An 18,256-nucleotide genomic window follows, 5' to 3' on the forward strand; every position below is an offset into this window, starting at 1 on the left:
AGCCGGCCCGCGCAGCTGACGCAGGCCGGCCCAGGCTTAGGCCGTTTGCTCGGTCAGCGTTGGTTGGATGGCCTTACTCAGTTTGATAACCGAGGAGTTTCGGAACAGTGACTCCATGTTGATGTGAACTTTCAGATCCTCATGCAGTTGGCGTTGGATCTCGGCCATCATCAGGGAATGGCCTCCGACGTCGAAGAAGTCCTCATCCATTTCCAGTTGCGGGTAGTTCAGGACTTCTGAGCAGATCTTGTGAATAGCATTCAGCATGGGGTTTTCTCCTCTGCCGGAGAGAATGAGAACTCTTGGCCGCGGTTGTTGGCATTGCGAATTTTGTTGTGGTCGTAGGTGTCCTCACCGGATACGAGCACCGTCGCGTAGTCAGCGAGGTCGAATGTTTCGCCATGCGCGTTATAGCTCTTCAGATCTGGATAGACGCGGACATGGGTCGGAACATAGCGGCCGGAAATAGCCAGGCGGGTCTGCCGTTCGGTGGTGTTGTCGTGAGAAGCGTGTGCGCAGGACGCCGTAAAAATCACGCACTCGCCAGCTTGCAGTTCCATATCTACCGGGTTTGCACTTTCAGGGTCCCAGGATGGGTCGACCTTGAATTCGGAAAAGTCGTAACCGAAGAAACCGGTGTCCGTCTGGGTGTGCTGGTATTCACCGTTACGCCCCGTGGAGACGCTTTTCTTCTCATCGTAGTAATACTTTTTATGCGAACCCGGCAGGAAGCGCATGCAGGCCGTTTCCTTGGTAGCGGGCGTGAACGCGGTCCATACCGTCAGATCGATGTAGGCGTTCCAGTCTGTCTGAGTCGGGACAATCAGTGGGTTGCCATCGGTATAGCTGTAATCGCGAACCTGGTGCCATTCAGTACCTCGCCCGCCTGGAAATTTGGCGAACCATTCCGAACGCCAGCACAGCAGATCGGCCCCCAGAATGCCGCGAAGGTACTTCAGAATCGTTGGGTGCATGATGTGACGGGACAGTTCGGGAATATCGAAATGTCGGTCGTAGTTCATGTTGTTGTCATAAAGAATGTGCGAACGATCATGGTTTGCAGCGCGTAATGCGCGCAGGATTTCTGCCGCTTCATCCGGTTCGTACAGTTTGATCGGACCGATGAAGCCATTTTTTTCGAAGAACTCGATATCCTTCTGAATGTCATCAGTGATTACTGCGCTCGCAGGTAATCCAGTCGTTGCCGAAATTTTTTGGTCCATCTGGCTCATGTGTTGCTTCCTTTTTTGGATGTTGCGTACGCTTGGTTCAGGCCAGGTTCAAAAGAGCCTGGCGATCAATCTTGCCGTTCTGGGTCAAGGGAAACTGTTTGCAGGCCACATAGCGGCGTGGATGCATATGGCGGGGCAGGAGATTCCCGAGCCGATGACCGATATCGCGGATCGGTGGAAGTTCGCCCGCGGTCGCCACGAAGGCAGTGAGCTCCGGATCCTGGCCGGGTACGGCTTGAGTGTTCAGGACAATCGCGTCCTCGGCAGCTGGCAAGGCGTTGCGAACCCCGTTCTCGATCTCGGACAGATTCACCAGCATGCCTCGGATCTTGATTTGGTTATCCCGTCGACCCAGGCAGATAGACTTGTGCTCAGACAGGCGCCGAGCGTAGTCACCGGTGAAGTACGCCCGCTGTACAACGCCATCAATGGATATTTCCCGGAAGCGCTCTGCCTGCAGAGGGAGGTTGTTCAGATAGCCTCGGCCGACCCCCATGCCGGAGATAACGATCTGGCCGATATCGCCGACCGACACAGGCCGATCTTCGTCATCAAGTATGTCGACCCGGCAATTACCGACAGGGCTTCCCATTGGAATACCTTCGGCCAGATAGGACTCGTAGTCGGACATCGAATAGGACGTGGCAACATCGGTACACTCGGCAACGCCGTACTGATGGATCAGGTTGCATGCTGAACCTTTTTTCCGCGCCCACTCCATTACCCGGGCTGTAGCCAGTGCTTCGCCGCCGATGAACAGATGCCGTAGTGTGGCGAGACGATCACCCGCCTGTCCGGCCTGGATGATCAGATAGAGCGAACTTGGAGCCAGGTGAATACTGCCAATCCGGTGACGCTCAATGAGGTCGACAATCTCATACCCATCGAATACAGCACTGCTGGTTAGCGAAATCGCCGCCCCGCAGTACAGAGGTGTCACGAGGCTGCGCTGGGAAATATCGAACCCGAACGCCGACACCAGGATGCCGTTGGCTTCGCGGTCAAGGCGGTATTCATCCACATGCCAACTGATCAGGTTCGCCCAACTGCGATGGGTGATTGCTACCGCTTTGGGAATACCGGTGGTGCCCGACGTGAATACGGTGTAGCAAAGATCGTCTTCACGGGCAGACGAAACTACCGCAGTGGCTGTCGGAGCTGCTGCCAAGTCTTTACGCAATGACTCGATTTCGATGACTGCAATCGGCAGATCCTGCAGCAGATCAGCGGCATTTTCGGAGGTGAAGATAAGTTTGAGATTCGCCAACTGTTGAATCATCAATGTCAGTCGGGCAGCCGGATTGGCGATATCCAGCGGCACATAGGCAGCACCGCTTTTAAGAATGCCAATGATGCAAACCAGGGTCGACACAGAGGGCTGAAGAAATATTCCGACCAGATCTCCCGCCTGAATTCCTTGCTCACCAAGATAGGAAGCCAAAGCGCTGGATTCGCGATCAAGTTGGGCATAATTCAATGTTTCATATGCACTTCGTACAGCAATCGCATCAGGCGTTTCATTCGCCCAATACGTTACTTTTTCATGAATCATGGGCGCGCGAGGGCCCTGCTTATCATTAACAGACATCGACTTATTTCCTGAAGTGGCGTCAGTTGGCAGTAGAAAGTTTGGCCGCGGTCTCGATGATGATGTCTTCCTGTCCAGCCACTAACTTGCGTTGCCCCAACAATTGATAGAGGCGAAATTCATCCACGCTGAACTGTTCCGCTGCGCGTCTTATATGCGGCGCAAAACCAGAGAACAGCCCATAAATGCCACTAGCGATATTGGCAGCGCCAATGTGCGGCGTCAGGCAATCGAGATATTGTTCCGAAGTGCGAGCTAGTCCGGCGACAGCCTCGAAGGAACACTGAGTCCGATACCCCAAGCGATTCAACACGGCGATCAGGGTCTCCAGTTGCGTATTACCGGCACCCGCTCCAAAGCCCTTGATGCAAGCATCCAGCAGTTCAGCACCTTCCTCGACTGCAGCAATTGAGTTGGCAACTGCCATGCCGAGATTGTTGTGTGCATGGAAGCCAAGCTTGGTGTCGGTTAACCGCTGGATAGCCTGAATTCGCCAACGCACGTCGTCAGGCGTCAGGTGACCTGCACTGTCCATCAGAATGACCGCATCGGCGCCGTAGCCAGCCATGAGTGACGCCTGCTCAGCCAGTAACTCAGGCTCAGCCATATGAGTCATCATCAAGACGCCGTATACGGTTTTGCCTTGATTCTTGACCGACTCGATGTAGGGAGCAGTGATGTTGGCTTCCGTGCAGTGGCTGGCTATACGGAAAACATCTACACCGACGTCGATAGCCATCTCAAGATCTGTCGATTTGCCCAGCCCAGGGATGAAGTGGATACCCAAACGTCCGTTTTGAATGGCCGATCTGGCAATTTCGAGCATTTCTCGATCATCGACGCAACTGATACCCAGAAGTGCCGAAGAACCGCCAAGTCCGTTGCCGTGGCCGACCTCGATAATATCGATGCCTGCAGCGTCGGCCTGCGCTGCATATCGGTGAATCTGTTCTTTTGAAAGCTGGTGCCGGACAGCATGATTGCCATCACGCAAGGTGCAATCGGTAATGGTGATCATGCGGCGTTACGCTCCCAACAGGCAGAGTGGAATTCGGCTACGGCAATCGCGGCGCAGTTGATGATGTCCAGGTTGCCTGCGTAGGCGGGAAGGTAGTCACCGCTACCCCGTACCGTCACACTCATGGTCAAGTGGCCTTTCGACTCGATAGGTTCCAGAACCATCTGATAGCCAGGTACATATTGTTGAACACGGGCAACCATCTGCCGAACGCTCGCCCGCACCTTCTCGATGCATTCGTAGCGGCCTTTGGCGAATACCGTCGTCTGCATGTCGATGCCAGGTTTAGCCGGGTTGATATTCAGAACCGCTTTGGTCGAGCCCGCACCGCTAAAGTGTCGTAATGCCTGCTCGGTGGTCAAAATGTACTGATTAATGTTTTCCCGAGTCGCCAGACCGGCGCTGTCCGATGCGATGGTCGAAGCAACCTCGATGTACTCCAGAGATTCGAACGATTGAGCAATCGCAAAGGCCAACGGAATACTTGCCTGTCCGCCACACGTAACCAGATTCACGTTGCGCTCATTGGCGATGCTGTCGAGGTTGATCGATGGCACACAGATCGAGCCAATCTTGGCCGGGGTCATGTCAATCGCCAGGAGGTTAGCCTTGCGAAATACCTGATCGTTAATCCTGTGTGATTGAGCAGATGTCGCGTCAAAAACAATATCGAGCTCATTGGCGTGTTGCGCCAGAAACTCAATTCCATCGGACGACGTAGCAATGCCCAACTCACGGGCTCTAGCCAAACCTTCGCTATTGGAACTGCGTCCTATCACCATTCTGAGATCCAGATGGTGAGAGCGCATCGCCTTGTACATCAAATCGATTCCTATACTTCCCGATCCGATTATTGCTGCGCGTTTGCGAGGTATTACTGATTCCATTTTTGCTGCCTCCAGACCTGACATCCATCCCCGTTACCTCGCTTGGGACTCTATTTCCGAGAGCCCCGAACCCGTTTAGAGACCTTAAGCCAGCGACCTAGAGCGTTGCTTGTACGTTCTTGGGTAGATGAGGAAATAGAAACAATTTATTGCCGAGTTCACTGACTGGCTTAGAAGCGAAGTGTCAGGACAGGTAACTGGATGAGGCGGGAATCTTGGACGAGGAGCGCTTTTTTCCCACAAAAAAAGGCCAACCCACAGGGGTTGGCCTTTTTTATCGGGGCAACGAAAGCAACTGATCGTGAAATACAGTCGCTTCCGGGATCCTGCAACCGGATCAGAAATCCAGGTTCGAAACCGCCAGCGCATTGCTCTCGATGAAATCACGGCGAGGTTCGACCGCATCACCCATCAGGGTGTTGAAGATCTGGTCTGCGCCAATGGCGTCTTCGATGGTGACTTTCAGCATGCGGCGCACGCTTGGGTCCATGGTGGTTTCCCAAAGCTGATCCGGGTTCATTTCGCCCAGACCTTTGTATCGCTGAATGGTGTGGCGCTTGGTGCTTTCTGCCATCAGCCAGTCGAGTGCTTCCTTGAACTCAGTGACCGCTTTCTTGCGCTCGCCACGCTGGATGTACGCGCCTTCGTCGAGCAGGGTGCTCAGTTGAGCACCGAGGGTGACGACGGTCTTGTAGTCGTTGCTGCCGAAAAAGTCGCGGTTGAAGGTGACGTAGTTTGACAGGCCATGGGAGATCAGTTCGACCTCTGGCAGCCAAACGCCACGTTCACGGTCTTCACGCAGGCTGGCCTTGTAAACCAGACCGGACTTTTCCACGGTGCGCAGACGCGCTTCGTACTGAGCCAGCCACTCTTGCATCGCTGCGTGGTCGCCAAGCTTTTCCAGGCTCACGGCCGGCAGGTAGATGAAGTGCTCGGTCAGCTCCTGCGGGTACAGGCGCGACAGACGCTTGAGGGTCTTCATCACCATGCGGAAGTCGTTCACCAGACGCTCAAGCGCTTCACCGGAAATGCCCGGGGCTTCTTCGTTCAGGTGCAGGCTCGCATCTTCCAGGGCCGACTGCGTCATGTACTCTTCCATGGCGTCGTCGTCTTTGATGTATTGCTCTTGCTTGCCTTTCTTGACCTTGTACAGCGGCGGCTGGGCGATGTAGATATAGCCGCGCTCGATCAGCTCCGGCAACTGACGGAAGAAGAAGGTCAGCAACAGGGTACGGATGTGCGAACCGTCGACGTCAGCATCGGTCATGATGATGATGTTGTGATAGCGCAGCTTGTCGATGTTGTATTCGTCGCGACCGATACCGCATCCCAGTGCTGTAATCAAGGTGCCCACTTCCTGGGAAGAGATCATCTTGTCGAAACGGGCTTTCTCGACGTTGAGGATCTTGCCCTTCAACGGCAGGATCGCCTGGGTCTTGCGGTTACGTCCCTGCTTGGCAGAGCCGCCCGCAGAGTCACCTTCCACGAGGTAAAGTTCGGACAGTGCCGGGTCTTTTTCCTGGCAGTCAGCGAGCTTGCCTGGCAGGCCGGCGATGTCCAGCGCGCCTTTGCGGCGGGTCATCTCACGAGCTTTGCGCGCCGCTTCACGGGCACGGGCGGCATCGATCATCTTGCCGACAACCAGCTTGGCTTCGTTCGGGTTTTCCAGGAGGAAGTCGGAGAAGTACTTGCCCATCTCCTGCTCGACCGCGGTCTTCACTTCGGAAGACACCAGCTTGTCTTTGGTCTGCGAGCTGAACTTCGGATCCGGCACTTTTACCGAGATGATCGCGGTCAGGCCTTCACGGGCATCATCACCGGTGGTGGCGACTTTATGCTTCTTCGCCAGACCTTCCTGCTCGATGTAGTTGTTTAGGTTACGCGTCAGTGCCGAACGGAAGCCCACCAGGTGAGTGCCGCCGTCGCGCTGAGGAATGTTGTTGGTGAAGCACAACAGGTTCTCGTTGAAGCTGTCGTTCCACTGCAGGGCGATTTCCACGCCGATGCCGTCTTCACGCTGGATGTTGAAGTGGAACACCTGGTTGACCGCAGTCTTGTTGGTATTCAGGTATTCAACGAACGCACGCAGACCGCCTTCGTACTTGAACAGCTCTTCCTTGCCGCTGCGCTCATCCTTGAGGACGATGCCGACACCGGAGTTGAGGAAGGACAGTTCACGAATACGCTTGGCGAGGATGTCCCAGCTGAAATGAATGTTCTTGAAGGTTTCGCTGGAAGCCTTGAAGTGGATCTGGGTACCGGTGGTTTCGCTGTCGCCAACGATGGCCATCGGCGCCTGAGGTACGCCATGGACGTAAGTCTGTTCCCAGATCTTGCCGCTGCGGCGAACGGTCAGTACCAGCTCTTCGGACAGTGCGTTCACTACCGACACACCCACACCGTGCAGACCGCCGGAAACTTTGTAGGAGTTGTCGTCGAACTTACCGCCAGCGTGGAGGACAGTCATGATGACCTCGGCGGCGGAAACGCCTTCCTCTTTGTGCACGTCTACCGGGATGCCTCGGCCGTTGTCTTTAACGGTGATGGACTCATCCGGGTGGATGATGATGCTGATGTCGTCGCAGTGGCCGGCGAGGGCTTCGTCGATCGAGTTGTCGACCACCTCGAACACCATGTGGTGCAGACCGCTGCCATCATCGGTGTCGCCAATGTACATACCGGGACGTTTGCGTACGGCATCCAGGCCTTTCAGCACTTTAATGCTCGTTGAGTCGTACGTATTTTCTTCGCTCAATGCCTTCACTCCCGATGGTCGTGGGTCTGGGTGATACGGCCCTGTTCCACGTGGAACAGAGCGACTGGCGTTTCCGTCTGCCAGCCTTCCCTCAATAATTCGTGATCTACACAGGTGATGAACACCTGGCAGCGTAAGTCTTCCAGCAAGCGGCACAGCGCGCGACGGTGGCCCTCGTCCAGCTCGGACGGCAAATCATCCACCAGATAAATACACTGACCGCGGCGGGCCTGGCTGACCAGATGCCCTTGGGCAATCCGCAGTGCACAGACCACCAACTTCTGCTGACCCCGGGACAAAATGTCCGCGGCATTGTGCGCGCCCAATCTAAGACGCAAATCAGCCCGTTGCGGTCCGGCCTGGGTATGACCCATTTGCTGATCCCGTTGTACGGAACCAGCCAGTACGGCGCTCAATTCCCGGTCTTTGTCCCAGCCTCGGTAATAGCTGAGCGTCAAACCTTCGAGCTCAACCAGTTCGCTCAAGGTTTGTTCAAAGACTGGTTTCAAGGCTTTGATGTAAGCGCGGCGGTATTCATCGATTTCAGCGCTGGCCTGGCACAGTTCCCTGTCCCAAACCGCTTGCGAAACGGCGTCAAGTGTACCATGCCGCAGCCATGAGTTTCTCTGGCGCAAGGCCTTCTGCAAACGCTGCCAAGTGGCCATGAACCGTGGCTCGACGTGGAACACGCCCCAGTCGAGAAACTGCCGACGAATCTTCGGCGCGCCTTCGAGCAGACGGAAGCTGTCGGGGTTGATCAACTGCAGCGGCAGGATCTCCGCCAGTTGCGCAGCACTACGGGCGTTCTGGCCGTCGATGCGGATCTGGAACTCACCCTGACGATCGCGCGAGATGCCCAAAGCGCTATGCCCACCCTCGGCCAATTCGACCTGACCGAACACGGTACAGGCAAGTTGCTCATACTGGATGACCGGCAACAGCCGCGTGCTACGAAACGAACGGGCAAGCCCCAGCAGATGAATGGCTTCCAGAACACTGGTTTTGCCGCTGCCATTAGCGCCGTAAAGAATGTTGATGCGGGGGGAGGGGGAGAAGGTCACCGGGTGCAGATTGCGCACCGCGGTGACCGAAACACGACTTAAGGACATCCAGGGTCAGCTGATTACAGACGCATCGGCATGACAACGTAAGCCGAATCGTCGTTGTCGGACTCTTGCACCAGCGCACTGCTGTTGGAGTCGGACAGGATCAGACGAACCTGCTCGGTAGTCATCACGCCCAGCACGTCGAGCAAGTAGCTCACGTTGAAGCCGATTTCCAGCGAGCCGCCGTTGTATTCAACGCCCACTTCTTCTTCCGCTTCTTCCTGCTCCGGGTTGTTGGCCTGGATCTTCAACTGACCACTGGCCAGCTGCAGACGGATACCACGGTACTTCTCGTTGGACAGAATCGCGGTACGGCTGAATGCTTCACGAAGAGCCTGACGATCGCCCAGTACCAGCTTGTCGCCGCCCTTTGGCAGAACGCGCTCGTAGTCCGGGAACTTGCCGTCGACCAGTTTCGAGGTGAAGGTGAATTCGCCGGTAGTGGCGCGGATGTGGTGCTGGCCCAATACGATACTGACATTGCCGTCCGGCTCGGTGAGCAGACGTGCCAGTTCGAGAATACCTTTGCGCGGCACGATCACCTGATGGCGATCCGGCTGGCCGATATCGGCTTTCATCGAGCACATGGCCAGACGGTGACCGTCGGTGGCCACGGCGCGGATGATGCCTTCGGACACTTCCAGCAGCATGCCGTTGAGGTAGTAACGCACGTCCTGCTGAGCCATGGCGAAGCTGGTGCGTTCGATCAGGCGACGCAGTTTGCTTTGCTCCAGGCTGCAGGTCAGCGAGCCCGGACCTTCTTCAACGGTCGGGAAATCGTTGGCTGGCAGGGTCGACAGGGTGAAGCGACTACGGCCAGCCTTTACGACCAGCTTCTGCTCGTCGACCTTGATGTCGATCAGCGCATCGTTGGGCAAGCTTTTGCAGATATCCATCAGCTTGCGCGCAGGCACGGTGATGGAACCTGTTTCAGCCGGCTCTTCAAGTTGCACACGACCGACCAGCTCGACTTCCAGGTCGGTACCGGTCAGCGACAGTTGCTGGCCTTCGACAACCAGCAGCACGTTGGAGAGTACCGGCAAGGTCTGTCGGCGCTCGACGACGCCTGCGACCAGTTGCAGGGGTTTCAACAGGGCTTCGCGTTGAATGGTGAAATGCATGGTCTAGTCCCTTGCCTTAATAAGCTGCGCTGGTGTTCATCAAGTGGTCAGTGTACGCAGCAGGTTCTTGTAGTCCTCGCGGATGTCCGCGTCGGATTCCTTAAGTTCGTTGATCTTGCGACAGGCGTGCAACACGGTGGTGTGATCGCGGCCGCCAAACACATCGCCGATTTCCGGCAGGCTGTGGTTGGTCAGTTCCTTGGACAAGGCCATGGCCACCTGACGCGGACGCGCTACCGAGCGCGAACGGCGCTTGGACAGCAAGTCCGAGATCTTGATCTTGTAGTACTCGGCGACGGTGCGCTGAATGTTATCCACAGAGACCAGTTTGTCCTGCAACGCCAACAGGTCTTTCAGGGATTCGCGAATCAGCTCGATGGTGATGTCGCGGCCCATGAAGTGCGAGTGGGCGATCACGCGTTTAAGCGCGCCTTCCAGCTCACGGACGTTGGAGCGAATGCGCTGGGCAATGAAGAACGCGGCGTCGTGCGGCAAGTCGACTTTGGCCTGGTCGGCCTTCTTCATCAAGATCGCCACGCGGGTTTCCAGTTCCGGCGGCTCGACGGCAACCGTCAGGCCCCAGCCGAAGCGGGATTTGAGGCGCTCTTCAAGGCCTTCGATTTCTTTCGGGTAGCGGTCACTGGTGAGAATGACCTGCTGGCCACCTTCAAGCAGGGCGTTGAAGGTGTGGAAAAACTCTTCTTGCGAGCGCTCTTTGCGGGCGAAGAACTGAATGTCGTCGATCAACAGAGCATCCACCGAACGGTAGAAACGCTTGAACTCATTGATCGCGTTCAGCTGCAGTGCCTTGACCATGTCGGCCACGAAACGCTCGGAATGCAGATACACGACCTTGGCATTCGGGTTCTTCTTTAACAGATGGTTACCCACCGCGTGCATCAAGTGAGTCTTACCCAAACCAACGCCACCATAAAGGAACAGTGGGTTGTAGCCGTGCTTGGGGTTGTCCGCCACTTGCCAGGCCGCCGCGCGTGCGAGCTGGTTGGATTTACCTTCGACGAAGTTTTCGAAGGTGAAGGTGCGGTTCAGGTAACTGGTGTGCTTGAGCGCGCCTTCGACCTGCACGGTGCGCTGTTCGGCGCGGACCGGGGCTTGCTGCGAAGCGGCACCGGACATCGGGTCGAAACTGTCGCGAGACGGCTCATCGCTGACTTCAGGGCTTTTCTGCGTCGAACGCTTGGCTGCCGGCGCTGGCGTCTGCGTGGGTGCCGGCGTACTCACAGGCGTGGCATTTGCCTGGGCCTGCTGGGAAACCTGCGCGGCTGCAAGCGGCGCGTTCGGTGCTGCACGCGGAGCGGAACTGCGTTTGCTGCCTATTAATAAGGAAAGCGCAGGCGCCATGCCGTTGCCGTGCTCATCCAGCAGTTCAAGGACGCGGCCCAGGTACTTTTCGTTGACCCAGTCCAGCACAAAACGGTTCGGTGCGTAGACGCGCAACTCGTCGCCTTCGGCTTCGACCTGTAGTGGACGGATCCAGGTGTTGAATTGTTGGGCAGGCAGCTCCTCGCGCAAAAGCTCCACGCACTGCTGCCAAAGTTCCACTGACACGGATATCCCCTAAGTTGAAAGCCGGTGAGGCAAAAACAAGCGGCCATTGTAGCGGCGAGCCGCCCACTTATCCACATGCAGGTTGCCCGGTGTCCATGATTTATCAATGCGTTGAATCAGAAAAAGGCGACCAACGGTGTGTGAATAAGCTCTGTGGATAACCACCTCTAAGGGCACTGGACAACTGGGGGTTGAACTCGGTGGATAACCTGCCTGTGGATAACAGTCCATTCCACACACAGGTTATCCGACAGCGCAGCACAGGCTGAACACGGTTTTCCACTGTAGTTGTCATTCTCTGTACATCACGTCAGACAAGGCCTAATGCTACTTATCCACAGAAGAAGGTGTGCCTAGCTTTTATAAGCTTTACAAAAAAGCTTTAAATAATTCCCTTCTTTATTTTTATGTATGACGAGCAGGTGATCAGGCAAAGAACACCTTGAGATCTATTTATAAGGAAACGCTGGTTGGAAATTGACCTGAAGGCTTGCTTTCTCTAGAATCCCCGGTCTCTTAAAACGGGGGCCATTCCGGCCCGTTGTGGACGAACCAGGTAACACGACATGAAACGTACTTTCCAACCAAGCACTATCAAACGCGCCCGTACCCACGGTTTCCGTGCTCGCATGGCTACCAAGAACGGCCGTGCAGTCCTGTCGCGTCGCCGCGCCAAAGGTCGTGCGCGTCTGGCAGTTTGATAATCCGGTACTGGAGGTGAGTCAGGACTTCAGTCGGGAAAAGCGTCTGCTTACTCCCCGGCATTTCAAGGCAGTCTTTGACTCCCCTACCGGCAAGGTTCCGGGGAAAAATCTCCTGCTCCTTGCACGCAACAACGATCTTGATCACCCCCGTCTCGGGCTGGTTATCGGGAAAAAGAGCGTAAAGCTCTCCGTTGAGCGCAATCGCCTCAAACGTTTGATGCGCGAATCGTTCCGTCTGCACCAGGATTCACTGGTCGGCTGGGACATCGTTATCGTCGCGCGCAAAGGTCTGGGCGATGTAGAAAACCCCGAATTGATTCAGCATTTCGGCAAGCTCTGGAAGCGTCTGGCACGCAGCAAGCCAGTTCCAGAAGTCAAAACCGAAACTGTAGGGGTAGACAGTCCAGATGCGTAAACTGGCCCTCGTTCCGATCCAGTTTTATCGCTATGCCATTAGTCCTTTAATGGCCAACCACTGTCGTTTCTACCCCAGTTGTTCCTGCTACGCGTTAGAAGCCATCGAAAATCATGGCCTTCTGCGCGGTGGCTGGCTGGCCTTTCGTCGTTTAGGTCGCTGTCATCCGTGGAATCCCGGTGGTTATGACCCGGTTCCACCTATCCCTACCTCCCGTTCTTCTTCGATGGCCGAGTAATCATGGATATCAAACGCACGATCCTGATCGTCGCCCTGGCAATCGTGGCCTACGTTATGGTCCTTAAATGGAACCAGGACTATGGTCAGGCTGCCCTGCCGACTCAGAATGTTGCTTCCAGTACGACTACATCCGGTTTGCCGGACACCGCCACTGGCAATAATGCTGCAGCCAGTGACGATATTCCGCGTGCCGCTAGCGATACCAGTGCACCTGCCGAAACGCCGGTAGCCGCCAGCAAGGATCTGATCCAGATCAAAACCGACGTGCTCGATCTCGCGATCGATCCACAAGGTGGTGATGTTGCTCAATTGACCTTGCCTCTGTATCCACGTCGTCAGGATCGTCCTGATGTTCCGTTCCAGCTGTTCGATAACGGCGGCGAACGTGTGTATCTGGCACAAAGCGGTCTGATCGGCACCAATGGCCCGGATGCAAATCCGGCCGGTCGTCCGGTCTACTCCTCGGAGAAGAAGACTTATCAACTGGCTGACGGTCAGGACCAACTGGTCGTAGACCTGAAGTTCAGCAAGGACGGCGTCAATTACATCAAGCGTTTCACTCTGAAACGTGGCCTGTATGACGTAGCCGTTTCCTACATTGTGGATAACCAGAGCGCTCAGCCCTGGAATGGCGCGATGTTCGCGCAGTTGAAGCGCGATGCTAGCGCTGATCCTTCGTCCACAACCGCTACTGGCACCGCAACTTATCTGGGCGCTGCCCTGTGGACAAGTTCGGAGCCGTACAAGAAAGTGTCCATGAAGGACATGGACAAGGCACAACTGAAAGAAACCGTCACCGGTGGTTGGGTAGCCTGGCTACAGCACTACTTCGTGACTGCGTGGATTCCGGCAAAGGGCGAAAACAACATCGTCCAGACCCGTAAAGACAGCAAAGGCAACTACATCATCGGTTACACAGGTCCAACACTGACCGCTGCACCGGGTGCCAAAGTTGAAACCAGCGCTATCCTTTACGCCGGTCCGAAAAGCCAGGCTGTGCTGAAAGAGTTGTCCCCAGGTCTGGAACTGACCGTCGACTACGGCATTCTGTGGTTCATTGCTCAGCCAATCTTCTGGCTGCTGCAACACATTCACGCCATTGTCGGTAACTGGGGCTGGTCGATCATTTTCCTGACCATGCTGATCAAGGGTATTTTCTTCCCTCTGTCGGCTGCCAGCTACAAATCGATGGCGCGTATGCGTGCCGTTGCGCCGAAACTGGCTGCTCTGAAAGAGCAACATGGCGACGACCGGCAGAAAATGTCGCAAGCCATGATGGAGCTGTACAAGAAAGAGAAGATCAATCCGCTGGGCGGCTGCTTGCCGATCCTCGTGCAGATGCCGGTTTTCCTTTCTCTGTACTGGGTTCTGCTGGAAAGCGTGGAAATGCGCCAAGCGCCGTTCATGCTGTGGATCACTGACCTGTCGATCAAGGATCCGTTCTTCATTCTGCCGATCATCATGGGCGCAACCATGTTCATCCAGCAGCAGCTGAACCCGACTCCTCCGGATCCGATGCAGGCGAAGGTCATGAAAATGATGCCAATCATCTTCACCTTCTTCTTCCTGTGGTTCCCGGCAGGTCTGGTGCTGTACTGGGTTGTGAACAACTGCCTGTCGATTGCACAACAGTGGTACATCACACGTAAAATCGAACGGGCTACCCAAGCCGCTGCTTGATTTACACTGTGGATAACCACTCAAAACGCCCCCTAGTGGGGCGTTTTGCTATCTGTCATTTTTGTCTGGATACCGGTCAATGAGCGCACCTCGTGAAACCATCGCCGCTGTCGCCACCGCTCAAGGCCGTGGTGGTGTGGGCATCGTTCGTATTTCCGGGCCGTTGGCCAGCGTTGCAGCGAAAGCCATCACCGGCCGCGAACTGAAACCGCGTTACGCCCATTACGGCCCGTTTTTCAGCGACGACCAGCAAGTCCTCGATGAAGGTCTGGCGCTGTATTTCCCGGGGCCGAACTCGTTCACCGGTGAAGACGTGCTGGAACTGCAAGGCCACGGCGGCCCGATCGTTCTGGATATGTTGCTCAAACGCTGCCTGGAACTGGGATGTCGCTTGGCCCGTCCTGGTGAATTCAGCGAACGCGCCTTCCTCAATGACAAGCTCGACCTGGCCCAGGCCGAGGCGATTGCCGATTTGATCGAAGCCAGTTCTGCACAGGCTGCGCGCAATGCTCTGCGTTCCTTGCAGGGTGCGTTTTCCCAGCGTGTGCATAACTTGACCGAGCAACTGATCGGTTTGCGTATCTACGTCGAAGCCGCCATCGACTTCCCGGAAGAAGAAATCGACTTCCTTGCCGATGGCCATGTGCTGAGCATGCTCGACAAAGTGCGCGTCGAGTTATCCACAGTACTGCGAGAAGCCGGGCAGGGTGCGTTGCTGCGCGATGGTATGACTGTGGTGATCGCCGGTCGTCCGAATGCCGGCAAGTCCAGTCTGTTGAATGCCTTGGCCGGTCGTGAAGCCGCCATCGTTACCGAAATTGCCGGTACGACCCGCGACATCCTGCGCGAACATATCCACATTGATGGTATGCCACTGCACGTTGTCGATACGGCCGGACTGCGCGATACCGATGATCATGTGGAAAAGATCGGGGTCGAGCGCGCATTGAAAGCCATTGGCGAGGCTGATCGGGTGTTGTTGGTGGTCGACGCCACTGCGCCGGAAGCGCTGGATCCCTTTGCCCTATGGCCGGAATTCCTTGAAACCCGACCAGATCCGGCGAAGGTCACCCTGATCCGCAACAAAGCCGATTTGACCGGCGAAGCCATTGCCCTGAAAACCAGTGAAGACGGCCATGTGACGATCAGCCTCAGCGCCAAGTCGGCCGGTGAAGGCCTTGACCTGCTGCGTGACCATCTCAAAGCCTGTATGGGTTACGAGCAGACCTCGGAAAGCAGTTTCAGCGCACGTCGCCGGCATCTTGAAGCCTTGCGCCACGCCAGTGCAGCGTTGGAACACGGCCGCGCCCAGCTGACCTTGGCTGGCGCCGGAGAGTTATTGGCGGAAGATCTGCGTCAAGCCCAGCATTCTCTCGGCGAAATCACTGGTGCCTTCAGCTCCGATGATCTGCTAGGTCGGATATTTTCCAGCTTCTGCATTGGCAAATGACAAAGGGGCTGTGGACAATTTATCCACAGCCCCTTTTCATTTACCAGTTGTAGGAAACCGTACCGAGCAAGGTCCGGTCTTCTCCCCAGTAGCAGCGGCCGGCATCATTGCATCCCGACACATATTCCTTGTCGAACAGGTTTTTCGCATTCAGGTCCACGCTCCAGTGCGTGTCGATCTGATAGCCGATCGCCGCATCAACCAAGGTGACATCGCCGGCATCCAGCTTTCCGTACAGAGAAGGCGAGGTGTAGGCGAAGGCACTGTCGAAGTAACGCACACCGCCACCCACATACAAACCTTTCAGATCGCCATCGAGGAATCGGTATTTCGCCCAGGCCGAGGCCTGATTACGCGGCACGCCGGTCATCTGATGGCCTTTGACCAATGACGTCGCGGCATCCTTGGTGATTCGCGCGTCGGTGTAGGTGTAGGCCGCCGTGACGTTGAGGTTCTGCGTCAGATTGCTGTTAAGTTCCAGCTCTACACCCTTGGAACGGCTTTCGCCCACTTGGCGATAGCTCGACGTGGTGGCGTCGAAGTAGGTGTCGTCCTTTTTGCGCAGGTCGTACACCGAAGCAGTGAACGCTGTGTCCCAGCCGATCGGCTCGTATTTCAGGCCCACTTCATATTGGCTGCTGGTGATCGGATCAAGCGGTGCGCCGGCGTTGGAAATCTGCTGCACCGGCACGAACGAGGTCGAGTAGCTGACATACGGCGTCATGCCGTTGTCGAACTGGTACATCACGCCGCCCTGATAAGTGAATTTCTTATCCTCGGAGCTGATGTCACTCGACTGGGCCACCTTGTCGCGGAAATCACTGTCGACCCAATCCTGACGACCGCCGAGCAGAAACAACCAATGGTCGTACTTGCTCTGGATCTGTGCATAAACCCCTTTCATCTGCTGCTCGAGCAAGGTGTTTTGCACCGCAATCGGTGTGGTAGGGTCGCGCAGGTACACCGGGTTATACACATCGATCGGCCCGACGACGCCGGCATCCCAGTCTTGATTGAAGGAAGTGCGGTCGTAGCTGGCGCCGAATAGCACGGTATTTTCCAGACCGCCGACCTGGAATTTGCCTTCCAGTTGGTTATCCAGCGAATACACCATCGATTTGTTGTAGCGATCGTAGGCCGTCATGTTCAGGCGTGTGCCGAAACCGGCATTGTTGAGGTTGCCCGGCCAGGTTTCGTGGCGGGTAATGCGCGACTGCATGTAGCGCGAGTTCTGCCGGAACTGCCAGTCGTCGTTGAACGAGTGACTGAACTCGTAACCGGTGCTCCAGGTTTCCCGTTCGAAGGTATTCCAGTCCGGATCGCCGAGCATTGTGCCCTTGGATAACTTGCCGTTGGGGTTGGTCAGCAAAGTCCCGGCGGCCGGTAGGCCAAGTTCCATGTTGGTGTGATCCTTCTGGTAGTTGGCCAGTAGGGTCAGCGTATTGAAATCGTCGAAATTCAGAGTCAGCGATGGCGCGATGTAGATCCGGTCATCCGGGACATGATCGGTCTGGGTGTCCGACTTGCGCCCGAGCATCACCACCCGCCCGAGAACATTACCGCTGTTATTGAGTGGACCGGAGACATCGACGCCGATCTGCCTACGATTATTCGAGCCATAACCCAATTGCACTTCGCCTTGTGGCGCGGCGGTCGGGCGTTTGCTCACCAGATTGACCAGACCGCCGGGAGCGTTTTCCCCGTACAGCAGAGAAGACGGGCCGCGGAAAATCTCCACTCGCTCAAGACCATAAGGCTCGGTGCTGGTGTCATAGCGGTTGCCCTGTACGCGTAGTCCATCGCGCAACAGACCGTAGCCGTAATCGGTGGCATTGAAACCCCGTATGAAAAACAGATCTCCGGCCAGACTGTCGCCGGCGGCAAACGGAGGGGCAAAGATCCCCGGGACGTAGCCAAGCACCTCGGTGAGCGTCTGGGATTTCTGATCTTTCATGCGTTGCGCGGTTACGACTGACACCGAGCGTGGCGTTTCCGACAACGGTGTGCTGGTTTTCGTACCAATCCGGCTGCTTTGCGCCTTGTAGCCAACGTCGGCGGCGTAATCCAGGTTCATCGGGTTGGCTAATTGCCCGTTGATGTTGGTCGGGGCCAGTTCCAGCGAGTCACCAGTGGGCAGCGCCTGCAGAATGTAGCTGCTAGGCGCCTGCGGTATGGCTTGCAACCCCGAGCCTTGCAGCAGTTGGGAGAATCCCTGTTCGACGGTGAAGTTGCCGTTCAGTCCCGCACTGCGTAAACGGCTGGTCTGTTGCGGCGAGAACGACAGAATCACGTTCGAAGCAGAGGCGAACTGGCTCAACGCATTGTCCAGCGGGCCGGCAGCAATGGTGTAGCGCTGGGCGGCCATCGCCGCGAAGGCGTTATTGGTCATTACCAGGCAAGGCGCGGCACTGGTCATCAGTAGGCTGTAGGCAATGCAGTGGTGGGAAAAACGCTGACGGAACGTGGGAAGACGCATGTGTGGATAAGCCCT

15 protein-coding genes are annotated in these 18,256 nt (G+C 56.1%); 5 read left to right on the forward strand and 10 right to left on the reverse strand.

What is annotated here, in order from left to right:
* Nucleotides 1-36 precede the first annotated feature (36 nt).
* The 9 genes from ACI514_RS25340 to dnaA all read right to left on the reverse strand — a co-directional run bounded on the left by ACI514_RS25340 (nt 37) and on the right by dnaA (nt 11,276).
* Nucleotides 37-267, reverse strand: a complete 231-nt coding sequence (locus ACI514_RS25340) for an acyl carrier protein (RefSeq protein ID WP_160054413.1) — start codon at nt 265-267, stop codon at nt 37-39.
* Nucleotides 261-1,232, reverse strand: coding sequence for a chlorinating enzyme (locus ACI514_RS25345; protein ID WP_202982144.1), 972 nt, complete (start codon nt 1,230-1,232; stop codon nt 261-263). The genes ACI514_RS25340 and ACI514_RS25345 overlap by 7 nt, the downstream gene beginning before the upstream one ends.
* Before the next feature lie 37 nt (nt 1,233-1,269).
* Nucleotides 1,270-2,820 carry an amino acid adenylation domain-containing protein gene (locus tag ACI514_RS25350; protein WP_160054411.1) on the reverse strand — a complete coding sequence of 517 codons (1,551 nt, stop codon included), beginning with the start codon at nt 2,818-2,820 and terminating at the stop codon, nt 1,270-1,272.
* Nucleotides 2,821-2,842: 22 nt separating this feature from the next.
* Nucleotides 2,843-3,838 carry a 4-hydroxy-2-oxovalerate aldolase gene (gene dmpG / locus ACI514_RS25355; RefSeq protein ID WP_160054409.1) on the reverse strand — a complete coding sequence of 332 codons (996 nt, stop codon included), beginning with the start codon at nt 3,836-3,838 and terminating at the stop codon, nt 2,843-2,845.
* On the reverse strand, nt 3,835-4,749 hold the full coding sequence (locus tag ACI514_RS25360) for an acetaldehyde dehydrogenase (acetylating) (protein WP_405122603.1): 915 nt from the start codon (nt 4,747-4,749) through the stop codon (nt 3,835-3,837). The genes dmpG and ACI514_RS25360 overlap by 4 nt, the downstream gene beginning before the upstream one ends.
* A gap of 313 nt (nt 4,750-5,062) precedes the next feature.
* On the reverse strand, nt 5,063-7,480 hold the full coding sequence (gyrB, locus tag ACI514_RS25365; RefSeq protein WP_007911885.1) for a DNA topoisomerase (ATP-hydrolyzing) subunit B: 2,418 nt from the start codon (nt 7,478-7,480) through the stop codon (nt 5,063-5,065).
* 5 nt (nt 7,481-7,485) lie between these two features.
* Nucleotides 7,486-8,589 carry a DNA replication/repair protein RecF gene (recF, locus tag ACI514_RS25370; RefSeq protein ID WP_038359568.1) on the reverse strand — a complete coding sequence of 368 codons (1,104 nt, stop codon included), beginning with the start codon at nt 8,587-8,589 and terminating at the stop codon, nt 7,486-7,488.
* A gap of 14 nt (nt 8,590-8,603) precedes the next feature.
* Complete coding sequence (dnaN, locus tag ACI514_RS25375; RefSeq protein WP_007911887.1) at nt 8,604-9,707, reverse strand: DNA polymerase III subunit beta; 1,104 nt, start codon at nt 9,705-9,707, stop codon at nt 8,604-8,606.
* A gap of 39 nt (nt 9,708-9,746) precedes the next feature.
* Nucleotides 9,747-11,276 (reverse strand): chromosomal replication initiator protein DnaA, encoded by a 1,530-nt coding sequence (gene dnaA / locus ACI514_RS25380; RefSeq protein WP_038359566.1) that lies wholly within the window; start codon nt 11,274-11,276, stop codon nt 9,747-9,749.
* Nucleotides 11,277-11,842: 566 nt separating this feature from the next.
* Between dnaA and rpmH the strand changes: the two genes are divergently transcribed.
* The 5 genes from rpmH to mnmE all read left to right on the forward strand — a co-directional run bounded on the left by rpmH (nt 11,843) and on the right by mnmE (nt 15,765).
* A complete protein-coding gene (rpmH, locus tag ACI514_RS25385; protein WP_003213577.1) occupies nt 11,843-11,977 on the forward strand; it encodes a 50S ribosomal protein L34 in 135 nt (44 codons plus the stop codon).
* A gap of 16 nt (nt 11,978-11,993) precedes the next feature.
* Nucleotides 11,994-12,395, forward strand: coding sequence for a ribonuclease P protein component (rnpA, locus tag ACI514_RS25390; RefSeq protein WP_042704971.1), 402 nt, complete (start codon nt 11,994-11,996; stop codon nt 12,393-12,395).
* Nucleotides 12,388-12,633, forward strand: a complete 246-nt coding sequence (gene yidD, locus ACI514_RS25395) for a membrane protein insertion efficiency factor YidD (protein WP_077430980.1) — start codon at nt 12,388-12,390, stop codon at nt 12,631-12,633. Before rnpA ends, yidD begins: the two co-directional genes overlap by 8 nt.
* Nucleotides 12,634-12,635: 2 nt before the next feature.
* Nucleotides 12,636-14,315 (forward strand): membrane protein insertase YidC, encoded by a 1,680-nt coding sequence (gene yidC, locus ACI514_RS25400; RefSeq protein ID WP_160060031.1) that lies wholly within the window; start codon nt 12,636-12,638, stop codon nt 14,313-14,315.
* A gap of 79 nt (nt 14,316-14,394) precedes the next feature.
* On the forward strand, nt 14,395-15,765 hold the full coding sequence (gene mnmE, locus ACI514_RS25405) for a tRNA uridine-5-carboxymethylaminomethyl(34) synthesis GTPase MnmE (protein ID WP_160060030.1): 1,371 nt from the start codon (nt 14,395-14,397) through the stop codon (nt 15,763-15,765).
* 40 nt (nt 15,766-15,805) lie between these two features.
* On the opposite strand, the gene ACI514_RS25410 is transcribed toward mnmE, so the two are convergent.
* On the reverse strand, nt 15,806-18,241 hold the full coding sequence (locus ACI514_RS25410) for a TonB-dependent siderophore receptor (protein ID WP_160060029.1): 2,436 nt from the start codon (nt 18,239-18,241) through the stop codon (nt 15,806-15,808).
* Nucleotides 18,242-18,256 lie beyond the last annotated feature (15 nt).

This window comes from Pseudomonas sp. M20, assembly GCF_045037865.1.
Lineage (GTDB): Bacteria > Pseudomonadota > Gammaproteobacteria > Pseudomonadales > Pseudomonadaceae > Aquipseudomonas.

Coding starts and splice junctions, on each gene's coding strand:
- ACI514_RS25360 (WP_405122603.1), bottom strand. CDS start 4,749: ATGTCAGGTCTGGAGGCAGCAAAAATGGAATCAGTAATACCTCGCAAA.
- ACI514_RS25345 (WP_202982144.1), bottom strand. CDS start 1,232: ATGAGCCAGATGGACCAAAAAATTTCGGCAACGACTGGATTACCTGCG.
- recF (WP_038359568.1), bottom strand. CDS start 8,589: ATGTCCTTAAGTCGTGTTTCGGTCACCGCGGTGCGCAATCTGCACCCG.
- ACI514_RS25340 (WP_160054413.1), bottom strand. CDS start 267: ATGCTGAATGCTATTCACAAGATCTGCTCAGAAGTCCTGAACTACCCG.
- mnmE (WP_160060030.1), top strand. CDS start 14,395: ATGAGCGCACCTCGTGAAACCATCGCCGCTGTCGCCACCGCTCAAGGC.
- ACI514_RS25350 (WP_160054411.1), bottom strand. CDS start 2,820: ATGTCTGTTAATGATAAGCAGGGCCCTCGCGCGCCCATGATTCATGAA.
- yidC (WP_160060031.1), top strand. CDS start 12,636: ATGGATATCAAACGCACGATCCTGATCGTCGCCCTGGCAATCGTGGCC.
- yidD (WP_077430980.1), top strand. CDS start 12,388: ATGCGTAAACTGGCCCTCGTTCCGATCCAGTTTTATCGCTATGCCATT.
- rpmH (WP_003213577.1), top strand. CDS start 11,843: ATGAAACGTACTTTCCAACCAAGCACTATCAAACGCGCCCGTACCCAC.
- ACI514_RS25410 (WP_160060029.1), bottom strand. CDS start 18,241: ATGCGTCTTCCCACGTTCCGTCAGCGTTTTTCCCACCACTGCATTGCC.
- dnaN (WP_007911887.1), bottom strand. CDS start 9,707: ATGCATTTCACCATTCAACGCGAAGCCCTGTTGAAACCCCTGCAACTG.
- dmpG (WP_160054409.1), bottom strand. CDS start 3,838: ATGATCACCATTACCGATTGCACCTTGCGTGATGGCAATCATGCTGTC.